The 13719-nt window shown below is 58.0% G+C and carries 10 protein-coding genes; 5 read left to right on the top strand and 5 right to left on the bottom strand.

What is annotated here, in order from left to right; translation table 11 throughout:
* Nucleotides 1-155: 155 nt before the first annotated feature.
* Nucleotides 156-1151: a PDR/VanB family oxidoreductase gene (locus ACR0I8_RS11225; protein ID WP_480703160.1), complete on the bottom strand. Its 996-nt coding sequence runs from the start codon at nucleotides 1149-1151 to the stop codon at nucleotides 156-158.
* A 205-nt stretch (nucleotides 1152-1356) separates the two neighbouring features.
* Between ACR0I8_RS11225 and ACR0I8_RS11220 the strand changes: the two genes are divergently transcribed.
* From ACR0I8_RS11220 to ACR0I8_RS11200, 5 genes are all read left to right on the top strand, one after another.
* Nucleotides 1357-2262, top strand: a complete 906-nt coding sequence (locus ACR0I8_RS11220) for a LysR substrate-binding domain-containing protein (RefSeq protein ID WP_170690556.1) — start codon at nucleotides 1357-1359, stop codon at nucleotides 2260-2262.
* Nucleotides 2263-2366: 104 nt separating this feature from the next.
* On the top strand, nucleotides 2367-3524 hold the full coding sequence (locus ACR0I8_RS11215; RefSeq protein WP_170641359.1) for an aromatic ring-hydroxylating oxygenase subunit alpha: 1158 nt from the start codon (nucleotides 2367-2369) through the stop codon (nucleotides 3522-3524).
* The gene (locus ACR0I8_RS11210) at nucleotides 3521-4972 is read left to right on the top strand and encodes an aldehyde dehydrogenase family protein (RefSeq protein WP_170690554.1); all 1452 of its coding nucleotides are present in this window, start codon (nucleotides 3521-3523) and stop codon (nucleotides 4970-4972) included. Before ACR0I8_RS11215 ends, ACR0I8_RS11210 begins: the two co-directional genes overlap by 4 nt.
* A gap of 2 nt (nucleotides 4973-4974) precedes the next feature.
* Entirely contained in the window at nucleotides 4975-5214 is a 240-nt protein-coding gene (locus ACR0I8_RS11205; protein WP_170463900.1) for a hypothetical protein, read from the top strand.
* A 195-nt stretch (nucleotides 5215-5409) separates the two neighbouring features.
* Nucleotides 5410-7830, top strand: coding sequence for an FAD-dependent oxidoreductase (locus tag ACR0I8_RS11200; RefSeq protein ID WP_170690552.1), 2421 nt, complete (start codon nucleotides 5410-5412; stop codon nucleotides 7828-7830).
* Between the two features lie 377 nt (nucleotides 7831-8207).
* On the opposite strand, the gene ACR0I8_RS11195 is transcribed toward ACR0I8_RS11200, so the two are convergent.
* The 4 genes from ACR0I8_RS11195 to ACR0I8_RS11180 all read right to left on the bottom strand — a co-directional run bounded on the left by ACR0I8_RS11195 (nucleotide 8208) and on the right by ACR0I8_RS11180 (nucleotide 13661).
* Nucleotides 8208-10421 carry an NADP-dependent isocitrate dehydrogenase gene (locus ACR0I8_RS11195; protein WP_170690551.1) on the bottom strand — a complete coding sequence of 738 codons (2214 nt, stop codon included), beginning with the start codon at nucleotides 10419-10421 and terminating at the stop codon, nucleotides 8208-8210.
* 223 nt (nucleotides 10422-10644) lie between these two features.
* Nucleotides 10645-11676 carry a trans-3-hydroxy-L-proline dehydratase gene (locus tag ACR0I8_RS11190; RefSeq protein ID WP_170690549.1) on the bottom strand — a complete coding sequence of 344 codons (1032 nt, stop codon included), beginning with the start codon at nucleotides 11674-11676 and terminating at the stop codon, nucleotides 10645-10647.
* A 123-nt stretch (nucleotides 11677-11799) separates the two neighbouring features.
* Entirely contained in the window at nucleotides 11800-12858 is a 1059-nt protein-coding gene (locus ACR0I8_RS11185; protein ID WP_170640064.1) for a sn-glycerol-3-phosphate ABC transporter ATP-binding protein UgpC, read from the bottom strand.
* Complete coding sequence (locus ACR0I8_RS11180; protein ID WP_170667152.1) at nucleotides 12855-13661, bottom strand: IclR family transcriptional regulator; 807 nt, start codon at nucleotides 13659-13661, stop codon at nucleotides 12855-12857. The genes ACR0I8_RS11185 and ACR0I8_RS11180 overlap by 4 nt, the downstream gene beginning before the upstream one ends.
* Nucleotides 13662-13719 lie beyond the last annotated feature (58 nt).

Below are 13719 nucleotides of genomic sequence, written 5' to 3'. Positions count from 1 at the left end.
ATCGGAACGCTGTTATTCTCATAAAAACCGCTATCCGCGGTCTTAATGTCCAAATCCGTAAACGGTTCTTTAATCGACATCAATTTCCTCCCATTTTCACGTTTCTTGTAGACGTTTCGCACCGGAATAATCCGGCTTGCTGTCAGGTTATGTTCTTAAAGTGCAAGGACCAGACGATCGGATTTTGCTCTGGAAACACAGGTGCATAGGTAGCTGTTCGCGGCTTGCTCCTCGGGCGTCAGTATGCCGTCCCGGTGGTCCACCTCACCTTCGACGACGTCCACCATGCACGACCCGCACAGACCTTCAGAGCAACCGAAATCCACGTGCACCCCGTTGGTTCTGAGGACGTCGAGAATGGTTTCATTCTTCAACACCTTGTAGACGGCTCCCGTCGACTGGACCTCGACTTCAAAGCTGTCATTGGGCGCGTGCTCGATATCGGAAGCAGCCGCAAAACGCTCAAAGTGGATGGCCCCACCGCGCAGAGCGCTGCCAGACTCGAGAACCGCGTTCAGCATCGGTTCCGGACCGCAAGTGTAGACATCAGCGCCCATCGGCATGGATTGCATGACAGCGGTCAAATCGAACTGCCCGTCTGTGTCGTCGCAATGCAGATAGTACCACTCATCCAGACCCAAAGCGCGAAACTTGTCATCCATCGCGGCTAGATCCTTGGATCGGACCAAGTAATAGACCCGGAAATCCTGGCCCCGATTCAGCAGCTCACGCGCCATCGCGACCATCGGGGTGGCACCAATACCGCCCGCGATGAGGGTCACGTGGCGATCATGGCTTTCAAGCTTGAAGTGGTTGCGCGGACCTCCGATGGCGAGCTCGACGCCCTGTTCCAAGGCGTGCATGGCCAGTGAGCCACCGCGACCACCATCCTCGCGCTTGACAGCGACGTTCAGGGTGCGACCGTCCTGGCTCCAACTCCAGAGAGAATACTGACGCACCAGATCGTCACCAAGGTGGATATCCACGTGCGCGCCGGGTTCAAGTCCGGTGAAACGCCCCTGTTCGATTTCAAAGCAGAAATCCGAAGTGTCCGAACTGAGTTCAGTTTTTCGGATCAGACGCGCTTTCTGAGTGTTCATCTGGCTAATCATCTTATCTTGCGCCGAAAAGAACCGCAGAAAGGCGGTCATTGTGTCGGCCTTGGTGTTGACTACTACCTGGCTTGGGTCGGGGCGCGCCTCGTAGGGAGGGCAAAGAACTGCAATACCGCCCTTCAAGCAAGGCGGACCTTCATCGGGCGCAAAACTGCAGAAAAAAAGATAGTTTTCAATTGCAATATTTTTCGCACTCAGGTGAAGGTAGCTCAATCAAAAACCTCAGAGCCACGTATCCCTCATGTCGCGACGCCACTACAATCTGCCTCCGCTTGCCTCGCTTTCTGCTTTCGAGGCTGCCGCCCGGCACCTCAGTTTCAAGATTGCTGCAAGCGAATTGTCTGTCACGCCCGGCGCTGTCAGTCATCAGATCAAAGCACTGGAGACCGAGCTGGCATCCCCGCTTTTCATACGTAAACATCGCGGCGTTGAACTGACCGAAGATGGCGCAGCGCTGCTAGAGGCACTGGGAAGCTCTTTCCTGAAAATCTCAAAAGTTCTTGAACAGATTCGCAGTGGGGATTCCGACAATCATGTCACCGTGGGGTCCACAACAGCGGTTGCTGCCTTGTGGCTGTCCCCATCTGTTATTCGGTTTTGGCAGGACTATCCGCACGTAAAAGTTAACCAAATGGCCGAGGACACGTATTTCGCAGATCGCTCTGACGTGGACTTTTTCATTCGATACGGCAAAGACCCGAATGCCTCTCTGCCGCATACCAAGCTGTATCGGGATATCCTGACACCGGTTTGCAGCCCCGAACTGGCGGAAGATCTCAAAGGGGCCAACCTCAGGGACCTGACTGAACACCGCCTGATTCACCTTGCAACCAAACACAGCAACTGGACCACATGGACAGACTGGTTTCAGGCGTTAGGGTTTAATGAGAGTATTCAGACGCAGGCACGCGTCAGCAGCTATGCGCTGGCTTTGCAGGTCGCGAGAAAAGGAGCCGGCGTCGCTCTCGGCTGGAAGCGTTTGCTAAAACCCATGCTGGATTCAGGAAAACTTGTGGCTTTAGAGGACTTCAACATACCTGCGCCGCATAATTTCTATCTGGTTGAACGGGAAAACGACAGCCTGCCAGAAGGGGCACTGGCCTTGAAGGAATGGCTGCTGAACGAGCTTGAAGAGAGTTCAGTTTAGCTCCGCTCATCTAGCGGTTAGGATTTTTAGTATTGAATGCAGGGCCCCTGCGCTGCCAATGGGACCCTAGAAAAACGCCAATTCAAAAGTCTTAGGAGTGACCGATGAACAAGCATGCACCGCTTTCGTCTGTTCTGACCCCGGTAAACACAGCAAAGGGGCTGCCGAACGCGCATTATATCGACCCTGAAGTGTTTGCCGAGGAACGCGACTCGGTCCTGTTTGCGAACTGGTCCGGGATCGGCTTCGGCAAGGATATCCCCGAGGCTGGCGACGCCTATCCGATTGATTTCCTTGGCATGCCCCTGCTGATGGTCCGTGACCGCGACGGTCAGATTGGCGTATTCCAGAACACCTGCCGCCACCGTGGCATGATCTTGGTCGACAAGCCTCAGAAAATCCGCGGCGCGATCCGTTGCCCCTACCACAGCTGGTGCTACGGCCTGAATGGTGAGCTGCGCACCGCTCCTCATGTCGGCGGCCCCGGTCAGAATACCCACGAAGATCTGGATTTCTCGGAACTGGGTCTGATCCGCATCCGCTCCTACGTCTGGCGCGACGTGATCTTTGTGAACGTCGACGGCAACGCCCCCGAGTTCGAAGAAGTTCACGGCGAGCTGATGGAGCGTTGGAAAGAGTTCGAACAGCCTATGTATCACGGCGGCGCTGGCGCGTCGGTCCGGCTTGAGCTGGATTCGAACTGGAAATTGGCGGTCGAAAACTTCTGCGAAAGCTACCACCTGCCCTGGGTTCACCCCGGCTTGAACAGCTATTCGCGTCTGGAAGACCACTACAACATCAACGAACTAGGCAAATACTCGGGTCAGGGCACCCTTGTCTATCGTCAGTTCGAAGGGGAAGACGGCTCGAAACTGGCTGATTTTGATGGCCTGAGCGAGAAGTGGCACGAAGGCGCGGAGTATATCGTGGTCTACCCCAACACCCTGTTGGGCGTTCAGCGTGACCACGGTTTTGCCTTCATCATCGACCCGATCACTCACGAGCGGTCGAACGAGCGGATTGAGCTGTACTATGCTCAGAAACCCGAAGACAGCCCCGAACATGAAGGCCTGCGTGCGCAAAACGCGGCGCTTTGGAAAACCGTGTTTGAGGAAGACGTCTTCGTGGTCGAAGGCATGCAGAAAGGCCGTCATGGCGTCAAATTTGATGGTGGTCGCTTCTCGCCCGCAATGGACGGCCCAACCCATTGCTTCCACCACTGGGTCGCAACGCAGATCGAAAAGGCACGCGCGGAGGCATGACCACTTTTCTGAACGACGGCTTGGCCAGGAATTTCCTGGCCGGGTCGTGGGTGGAGGGCGACAAGGGCGCCTCCTTCGCAGTGGAAGATCCCGGCAACCAGGGTCACGTGGCGGATTGCGCGCAAGCCGGTGAGGATTCGCTGGCTCAGGCGCTCGAGGCCGCACGCTCCTCGTTCGATCGTGGGGATCTGGCAGATATGAAGCCGGCCGAGCGTGGCCGCCTGATGATCCGCATCGCGCAGGAAATCCGCAACCTCGCGGATGAAGGGGCAGAGTTGCTGTGCCGTGAAAGCGGCAAAACACTGGACGCGGCCCGGGATGAGTTCATCGAGGCGGCTCAGTATTTCGAATATTACGGCGGCGTCGCGGACAAAATTGAGGGCAAGTCGATCCCGCTGGGCCCAGACTATGCTGATTTCACTGTATTTGAACCCTACGGCGTGTCGGCGCAGATCGTTCCGTGGAACTTCCCTGTTTCTATCGCCGGTCGTTCGCTCGCGCCGTCTATGGCGGCGGGAAACTCGACCATCATCAAATCGCCCGAGCTGGACCCGCTTGCGCTGGCGATGCTAGGCACCGCGCTGGAACGCGCCGAGGTGCCTGCCGGTGCGGTGTCGATCCTGAACGGTATCGGCTCGGATCTGGGCGCCAAACTGGTGGCGAGTTCGCAGGTGGATCAGATCGTCTTCACCGGATCGGTGTCGACAGGCCAGCATATCCTGCGCTCGGCTGCCGACAACGTGGTGCCGTCGCTGATGGAGCTTGGCGGCAAATCCGCAGCTGTCGCCTTTGACGACGCGGATCTGGATACGCTGATGTCTAGCCTTCAAAGCGGAATTTTTTACAATGCCGGTCAGGTTTGCTCTGCCATGGCCCGCGTGCTGGTGCATCGCTCGATCTACGATCAGGCCGTGGAACGTGCGGCTGCGCTGGCCAATGGCCTAAGCGTCGGTCACGGGCTTGAGAACCCCGATCACACTCCGGTCGTGTCCAGCCTGCAGCTGCAGCGCGTGGAAGAGATCACCTCGAACGCCCGTCAGGACGGTGCGCGGGTCGCAGCCGGTGGTGCGCGACTGGATCGCGAAGGGTATTTCATGGCTCCGACCATTCTGGCCGATGTCGACCCCGCCAGCCGCATCGCGCAGGAGGAGGTCTTTGGCCCCGTCACGTGTTTCACGCCTTTCGATTCCGAGGAGGAAGCCGTCGCCATGGCCAATGGCACCGAATTCGGATTGGTTGCGGGCATCTTCACGCGCGATCTCGCCCGTGCCCATCGGGTGGCGCGCAAATTGCGGGCGGGGCAGGTTTTTGTCAACGAATGGTTCGCCGGAGGTGTCTCGACCCCGTTTGGTGGCGTCGGCAAATCCGGCTTCGGTCGCGAAAAGGGGCTTGAGGCGCTCTACAACTATGTTCGCACCAAAAACATCGCCATTTCGCTAAAGGGATAGCCATGGATCGCGAAGCCTTAGACCGTGAACTGCTAGAGGCACATGCCAATTGCGACCAAGAGGCGCTTGTGCGCCTGTATACGATTGCTGCCGACGAACGAGAGCTGGCACAGGACATTGATGCCGCCTGTTTCTATCTAACTCACGCCTTCGTCTTTGCACTGGAATCCGGCCACCCAGAAGCAAGCAATCTGAACAAACGGCTGGCTGATTATGGCCGCGCCCACAGACTGGAGTTCTGAGCAATGTCGGCAAAGTCCAAGTGAAATAAAACGCGGTACCCGGCGGTGCCCCGTATCCCCAAGAAGTGAATGCAGGCTGTGTCTCTGGTCAAACCGGGTTCTCAGTTGACGCGTTTAGAACAGTTATGGGTCTGAATCGACATATTCTTAACGAAAGACCGGTTCTGACATGACACAGCAAATCAGGAAGATGAAATGCGCGAAGAAGCACAGGCGGTAGTTATCGGCGGCGGGGTGATCGGTTGCTCGATCCTCTACCATTTGGCCAAATTGGGATGGTCCGATGTGGTCCTGCTGGAGCGGGATGAGTTGACCTCTGGCTCAACCTGGCATGCGGCAGCCAACATTCACGGTCTGCATGACAGCACCAATATCAGCCGCATCCAGCACTATACGATGAACCTGTATAACTCGCTGGAGGAAGAAACCGGCCAAAGCTGCGGTGTCTTCCAGCCCGGCTCGCTGTATCTGGCCCAGACCGAAGAGCGGGAACACCAGCTGAAACTGCAGGCCGCAAAGGCCAAGCTCTATGGAATGAATTTCTACGAGATCAGCATTGAAGAGGCGCAAAAACTGAACCCGCTGGTTAACTACGAAGGCATACGTTGTGTGATGTTCGAACCCGATGGAGGCAACGTTGACCCGTCGGGCGTGACCAACGCATATGCGGTCGGTGCCCGCCAGCGCGGGGCCGAGATTCATCGTTTCACGCCCGTCACCGCGACCGAACAGCAGGAAGACGGCACGTGGATCGTCAAAACGCCCAAAGGTGACATCAAAACGCCTTGGGTCGTGAACGCGGCAGGCCTCTGGGGCCGCGAAGTCGCCAAGCTGGCTTGCATCGAGTTGCCGCTGCAGCCCACCGAACACCAGTATTTCGTGACCGAGGCGATGTCAGACGTCGAAGGCCACGGCACCCGCCTGCCCTCTGTATCGGACCGCGATGGCGAGTACTATCTGCGTCAGGAAGGCAACGGCCTGCTCGTTGGGGCCTATGAGAAGGACATGAAGTTCTGGGCCGAGGAAGGCACACCGCTGGATTTCGCTCATGACCTGTTCCCCGACGATCTGGAGCGGATCGAAGAGAACATGATGAACGCGATCGAACGTCTGCCCGCCGTGGCGGAGGCCGGGATCAAGCGCGTTATCAACGGCCCGATGATCTGGTCTCCGGACTCTAACGTGCTGATGGGACCAGTACCCGAGGTTGATGGTTATTTCTGCTGCAACGGCATCATCCCCGGCTTCTCGCAATCGGGTGGCATGGGCCTGATGGCGGCGCAGTGGATCATCGAAGGGGAAACCGAATACGACATGTTCGCATGGGACATGGCGCGCTTTGACACCTGGGCTACCAAGGAATTCACCAAGGCCAAGGTGCAGGACCAATACGCGCACCGTTTCGCCATTCACTTCCCGAACGAAGAACGCAGCGCAGGCCGCCCCGCCCGCGTGCGCCCCATCTACGAGACGCAGAAAGCCATGGGCGCCGTCTTTGGCCTGAACGTCGGTTGGGAACACCCGCTGTGGTTCGCAGATGAGCCGGGCGTCGTCGATACAAACGGCTTCACCCGTCAGAACTGGTGGGCCCCGGTTGGCGAAGAATGCAAAATGTTGCGCGAGCGTGCGGGCATCATCGACATTTCGAACTTTGCCAAATACATCTGCAAAGGCCCCGGCGCTGCAGATTGGCTGAATGCCGTCTTCGCTAACAACATGCCCAAAGCGGTTGGCCGGTCCTGCCTGACTCCGCTGATCTCAAAACGCGGTGGCATTGCCGGGGACTTCACCGTCACCCGCGTCGCCGAGGATGAGTTCTGGATCATCGGATCGGGCATGGCAGAGCGCTATCACAAGCGCTTCTTCAAACAGGTCCCATTGCCCGAAGGCACCACATTCGAAAGCCACACCGAGGCCATGTGCGGCTTCAACGTCGCCGGTCCGAAATCGCGTGAGATCCTGCAGCGGATGACCAACACGTCGCTGGCGAATGAGGACTTCCCCTTCATGCGTTCCGCCAAGATCGAGCTGGCAGGCGTTGAGCTTCTGGCCCTCCGTGTCTCCTTCACCGGCGATCTGGGGTGGGAGCTGCACTGCAAGACAGAAGATCAGGCGCACCTTTACGATGCTCTGCTTGAGGCGGGCAAAGAGTTCGGCGCAGGCCCGGTTGGCAGCCGTGCCCTGATGTCGATGCGCGTGGAAAAGGGCTATGGCTCGTGGAGCCGCGAATACAGCCCCGAATACTGGCCGCATGAGGTGGGTCTGGACCGTCTGTGCAAGTTCGAGAAGGACTTCCTCAACAAAGATGCCGCGCAAAAAGTGCTGGAAAACCCTGCACGCGAACAGCTCGTCCTGCTTCATCTGGATGAGTCCGACGTGACGGCCTCCAACGCGGACGCCACTGGCGGTGAGCCTATCTTCAAGGACGGCGAAGGCATCGGTCGTGTCACCTCGGGAACCTATGGCTATACCGTCGGTATGTCGCTGGCCTTGGGTTACGTCAAAAACGCCCAACCTGGGGACGAGGTTGAAGTGATGGTTCTGGGTCAACCTCACAAAGCCACCATCCTGCACGAGCCGCCCTTTGACGCAGCAGGCAAAGTCCTTCGGGGCTAAACGTCGAACAATCATGTTTAAGCCAGTCCTTCTCTGGGCTGGCTTTTTCATTTCTGCATCAAAGTCGCGTGGCACTGCAAAGGCGCGTTCGACCCAGCTACGCTCAAGCAGACTTCAGACAAACAAATGGCCAGCACCCCAAATGCTGGCCATTTTTTGAGTGAGTGATAGGCCCGAAGGCCTCACCGGTGAATCTCTTGTCTCGGACAAGTTATCAAGCGGGGACGGATCAGTGTATTGGGGGAATCCCGTAGATCATGCAGTTTTAGTCATGTCTTGCGGGCAAAGCTTCGCAACAGTTTGAAGCAAAAGGAAAAACTGGTTGGGTTTTCGCACCAGTGGGAAAGACCCGCGCCAGTAAGGCGCGGGTCGTTTTCTTAGCCGATGATGGCGTTCAGCGTTGCACTCGGGCGCATTACAGCCGCGGTTTTGGCATGGTCGGTGTGGTAGTATCCACCCAGATCGGCAGCCCCACCCTGGGCCGAGGCAAGCTCACCCAGAATTTGCTCTTCCTTGTCGGCCAGAGCACTTGCAAGCGGGGCAAATTCAGCTGCCAGCTCCGCATCCTCCGACTGCGCGGCCAGAGCTTCTGCCCAATAGCGCGCGAACCAATAGTGGCTATCACGGTTGTCCGGCTGACCAACCCTCCGGCTGGGGGATCGGTTGTTGTCCAGAATGCCCTGCGTTGCCGCCTCGGCCGCCGCACCCAGAACACCCGCCTTGGCGTTGCCCTTGCTGTCGGCGAGGAAGTTCAGCGATTCACCCAGCGCACAGAACTCACCCATCGAATCCCACCGCAGGTGGTTTTCTTCAACCAGCTGCTGCACATGCTTCGGAGCGGAGCCTCCTGCGCCGGTCTCGAACAGACCACCGCCGTTCATCAGTTTGACGATCGACAGCATCTTGGCCGAGGTGCCCAGTTCAAGGATCGGGAACAAGTCAGTCAGATAATCGCGCAGCACGTTGCCGGTGATGGCGATGCTGTCATTTCCGGCGGTGATGGTCTCCAGCGACTGACGCGTCGCCTCACGCGGAGCCATGATTAGGAATTTATCTGCAACACCAGCCGCTTCCAGCGCGGGCTTAACATATTGGATCAACTCGGCATCATGCGCGCGGTTTGCGTCCAGCCAAAAGATCGCCTCGGATCCGGTCAGGCGCTGACGGTCCATCGCCAGTTGGATCCAGTTCTCGATGGGCGCTTTCTTCACTGTGCAGGCCCGCCAGATGTCTCCGGCCTCGACCTCATGCGAATGCAGCGTTTCACCATTGGCCAGGACGACGCGGATTGTGCCATCCGCTGGCGCCTGGAACGTGGTCGGGTGCGAGCCGTACTCTTCGGCCTTTTGCGCCATCAGGCCAACGTTGGCCACCGCACCGGCAGTGGCCGGGTTCAGCGCGCCATTGGCTTTGAAGAAGTTGATGGATTCGTCATAAACCGACGCGTAGCAACGGTCAGGGATAACACAGTTGGTGTCGCCTTTGGCTCCGGTTTCATCCCAGCCTTTGCCACCTGCGCGGATAACGGCGGGCATCGAGGCGTCGATGATCACATCGGACGGGACGTGCAGGTTGGTAATGCCACGGTCCGAGTCGACCATATACATGGACGGACGGTCACCCTTGAGGGCGTCGATGGCGGCCACGATGTCGGCATTGTCCTTCACGCGGTCCAGCAGATCCCCAAGACCCGAGTTCGGGTTAACACCCAAGGCCTCAAGCTCTGCGGCGAATTTTTCGAACACAGGAGCCAGCCACGCGCGTACGGCATAGCCGAAGATGATCGGGTCGCTGACCTTCATCATCGTCGCTTTCATGTGCAGCGAGAACATGGTGCCGTCTTTCTTGGTGTCCTCGATGGCATCGGCCAGGAAGGCCGACAACGCTTTGACCGACATGAAGGTCGCATCGGCAACGGTGCCCTCTTCCAACGGCCAGCCGTCTTTCAGCACGGTCACGCTGCCGTCTTTGCCGACAAATTCGATCTTCGCGTCACCGGCTTGTGCCGCTGTGATCGTCGCCGATTTCTCATTGGCGTAGAAATCGTTGCCGGACATCGAGGACACTTTTGTCTTGCTGTCCGACACCCATTCCCCCATCGAATGAGGGTTCTTCTGGGCGTAGTTCTTCACCGCCCGCGCCGCACGGCGGTCGCTGTTGCCTTCGCGCAGAACCGGGTTCACAGCCGAGCCTTTGATCGCGTCATATCGTGCGCGGATCGCCTTCTCTTCGTCATTCGAAGGCTCTTCGGGGTAGTTGGGTATGTCGTAGCCCTGCGACTGCAGCTCTTCGATCGCGGCGACAAGCTGAGGAACCGAGGCCGAAATGTTTGGCAGTTTGATCACGTTGGCGTCGGGCGTTTTTACCAGATCGCCCAATGCGGCCAGATCATCGGTGATGCGCTGCGCGTCGGTCAGCTTCTCTGGGAACGTCGAAATGATACGGCCTGCAAGCGAAATATCCTTAGTGCCAACGCTGACACCCGCCGCCGAGGCGAATTTGCGAATGATGGGCAGGAATGAGGCGCTGGCCAGCTCAGGCGCTTCGTCTACAATGGTATACAATATGTCGAAGTTCGATTTATCTGCCATATTCTTTCACCTTTTTTTAAGCCTTTAAGGGGCAATCGCTGCAAGAGTTTGGGCCGCTTCATTGCGGCGCGGGAGGGGCGCTAATGACATAACACCCCTGAGTGACTCTGATTTGACAGGGCTTCCCTTAAATCAGGTTTGCGTTGGGATCAATCGTCTACTGGGGGCGCAAATTGCCACGGTTGAGGAAAAACACGCCGATGGGACTGCGAATGCGCGCCTTTCAGCGCCCAACGCCCCAAGTATCACTTAACCGATATCCACCGGGCCATGGGTCATCCGGGTCCAGCATGTGCTGATGAACGCCAGTGATCCATCCTCGGCCGCTAATCTCGGGGATGATGGCCGCGCGATCCCCGACCTTGGCTTCTTCGACAATCCAGCCGGTAAAACGCGATCCTATGATAGAAACGGCCTCGAAAGATTGACCAACCTTCATCTGGCCCTTCGCGGCCATCAGGGCCATGCGCGCCGAGACCGCCGTTCCGGTTGGCGAGCGGTCAACTTTGCCGGGCTGGATCGCAACGGCGGATTTCCCTGTGAGTCCGGTTTCGGTTGTCTTCAAAGGCCCGCAAAAAGCGCAGAAAGAGATATGGTTCCAAGCCGCGTTTTGCGGATGGGTAAAGCCAAGCTGATCATTGGCGGCATTGGTGATGGCAACGCCCAAACGGGCGATATCGCGGGCCTCGGCCTCCACAATTTCGAACCCCATAGCATCCGCATCGACCACCACGAAACTATCCCCTCCATAGGCCGTATCCACGGTGAGGGTGCCAACGCCCGTCACCTCCAGGGGGACCGAAATCTTGTCTGCAAAGCTTGGCAGGTTTTGCACATAGATACGCTGGGCTTTGCCATCCCAACACTCTGCCCGGACCCGTACCAAACCGCCCGGAGCCTCGAGTGTCATATGGGTTTCCGGCTCTTGCATGGGTATGATGCCGCTGTCCAAAAGGACAGTGGAGACACAGATCGAGTTTGACCCCGACATAGGCGGCGTGTCCTCCGGCTCCATGATAATGAACGCCGCATCCGCCTGCGGATGTTTCGGAGGGACCAGCAGGTTGACGTGGCGAAAGACGCCGCCTCGGGGTTCATTCAGCACGAAATTGCGCAAGCTCTGATCCTGCGCAATGAATGTGCGTTGATCCCACAGGGTTTCTCCGGGTGGTGGTTGCACGCCACCGACGATGACGTCGCCCACCTCGCCTTCCGCATGGGCCGAGATCACGTGGACGGTTTTGACGCTGCGCATGAGGCCTCTCTACTCGAAATGAGTCGGGCCGACTGGCCTCGTTTGGACCAGTTCAGAGAACGACCCCGTTTCGGTCAAGCCTAAACCTGCGCTCAAAACACCCCGGTTGAACTTGAATCGCTGCTACCTAAACCGAACGCCAGTCTCAGGGTCGAACACCATGGCACGTTCGGGTTGGACCGTGATCCCGATCTTCTCGCCTGTAGTGCTGCGTTGGTCATCCCGTTCTTCAACGATCAGCTTGTCGCCATTCGGGGTCAGAAGATAGGAATAGGACACGCCCCCAAGCGCCTCGGTCAAATCAACGGTGCAGGTGTCGGCGCTGCGGTCGATCTGGATGTGTTCGGGCCGCATGCCAAGGGTCACCTTGTTTACCCCAGCCGGAACTTGGGCCGATACCGGCAACGGCTGACCAAGGGCCGGATGCGTGACGTGGCCGTCTGCATAGTCGCATTCGAGAAAGTTCATCGCTGGCGAGCCGATAAAGCCCGCCACAAACCGGTTGTCCGGATCGCGGTACAGGTCCATAGGCGCACCCACCTGCTCGATCCGGCCATCGCGCAACACGACGATTTTATCGGCCATTGTCATAGCTTCGACCTGATCGTGGGTTACATAGATCATGGTGGCGCCAATTTCCTGATGCAGGCGCGCGATCTCGACCCGCATTTCGACCCGAAGCTCGGCATCAAGGTTGGAGAGCGGTTCGTCGAACAGGAACACCTCGGGACCGCGCACAATAGCGCGCCCGATGGCAACTCGCTGACGTTGACCACCGGAAAGGGCCTTGGGCTTGCGTTTCAGGTATTGATCCAGTTTCAGAATACTGGAGGCGTCCTGAACCTTCTGGTCGATCTCTGCCTTGGGAACGCCGTTCATGCGCAGGCCAAAACCCATATTCTCGGCAACCGTCATATGCGGGTACAAAGCGTAGGTCTGGAACACCATCGCCACGCCGCGTTTTGCCGGATCCATATGGGTCACTTCGCGCGCACCGATATGGATTTGGCCTTCCGATGTTTCCTCAAGCCCCGCGATCATCCGCAGTAGGGTGGACTTACCGCAGCCCGAGGGGCCGACGAACACACAGAATTCACCATCTTCGATTTCTAGATCAATCCCGTGGATCACCTGAGTCTGGCCGTAGCGTTTGATCGCCTGATTGAGCGTTACACCTGTCATGTCGATTGCATCCTGTTGTTCTGTCCATTCGGGCGGGTTTCAGGGAACCGCCAAGCCTGCGCCTCGGTCGCGATCTGGTCGGCAACGCGCCGCACCCGAGGGACCCAGGCCTCTAGTTGATTGAAATCCATCCGCCCGGTTGAACCGGTCACGGAAATTGCGCCCAAAACGCGCCCGCCCGAGGTCAGAACCGGACAGGCTACGCAGATAATGCCGGGCTCATGCTCTTCATCGTCGATCGCGTAGCCTCGACTGCGAATCAGTTCCAGATCCGCCCGCAAAGCCGCCTCCGAGGTCAGCGTCTTGTCCGTGAAACGGTGATAGCTTTGCTGGGATACAGCGCGGTCCAATGCGGGCCCATCCAGAAACGCCATCATCGCCTTGCCTACGCCGGTGCAATAGGCCGGGCCGACCTTGCCGGCTTGAGAATACATCTCGACCGGCTGCGCAGCGTTGCGTTTGTCGACATACAGCACCTGATTGGAGTCCAGCTGCGCCAGATGCACCGTTTCGCCTGTCTCAGAGCTGAGTGTATCCAGAAACGGCCGTGCGATAGGGGCCAGAGAGCTTTGCGTCCACGCCGTATGCGCCAGACGGACCAGCCGCAGGCCCGGCGAATAGGTCTGGCGGTCTGGCTCATAGGCCAGCATGCCCTGATTGGTCAGCGATTGCAGAAAGCGATAGAGCGTCGCTTTGGGAAAGCTGCTGCTCTCCAGCAGTTCCGCAAACCGCACCGGGCGCTCGAACGAGGCCACGTGCTCCAGCACATCGCATGCTTTGCCTATTGTTCCGTCACCAGCCACGGGTGTGTGTTCTCCTCCGTTTGACCCCCGTTCAACCACAGTGTTTGCACGAGGGTCT

This window comes from Ruegeria sp. BG9 (assembly GCF_056538305.1).
This window is presented reverse-complemented; position numbering and strand designations above follow the sequence as displayed.

Excerpts from the sequence above, each read along its gene's own strand:
- ACR0I8_RS11190 (WP_170690549.1), bottom strand. The coding sequence starts at position 11,676 with ATGCGCAGCGTCAAAACCGTCCACGTGATCTCGGCCCATGCGGAAGGC.
- ACR0I8_RS11225 (WP_480703160.1), bottom strand. The coding sequence starts at position 1,151 with ATGACCGCCTTTCTGCGGTTCTTTTCGGCGCAAGATAAGATGATTAGC.
- ACR0I8_RS11220 (WP_170690556.1), top strand. The coding sequence starts at position 1,357 with ATGTCGCGACGCCACTACAATCTGCCTCCGCTTGCCTCGCTTTCTGCT.
- ACR0I8_RS11185 (WP_170640064.1), bottom strand. The coding sequence starts at position 12,858 with ATGACAGGTGTAACGCTCAATCAGGCGATCAAACGCTACGGCCAGACT.
- ACR0I8_RS11200 (WP_170690552.1), top strand. The coding sequence starts at position 5,410 with ATGCGCGAAGAAGCACAGGCGGTAGTTATCGGCGGCGGGGTGATCGGT.
- ACR0I8_RS11205 (WP_170463900.1), top strand. The coding sequence starts at position 4,975 with ATGGATCGCGAAGCCTTAGACCGTGAACTGCTAGAGGCACATGCCAAT.
- ACR0I8_RS11215 (WP_170641359.1), top strand. The coding sequence starts at position 2,367 with ATGAACAAGCATGCACCGCTTTCGTCTGTTCTGACCCCGGTAAACACA.
- ACR0I8_RS11210 (WP_170690554.1), top strand. The coding sequence starts at position 3,521 with ATGACCACTTTTCTGAACGACGGCTTGGCCAGGAATTTCCTGGCCGGG.
- ACR0I8_RS11195 (WP_170690551.1), bottom strand. The coding sequence starts at position 10,421 with ATGGCAGATAAATCGAACTTCGACATATTGTATACCATTGTAGACGAA.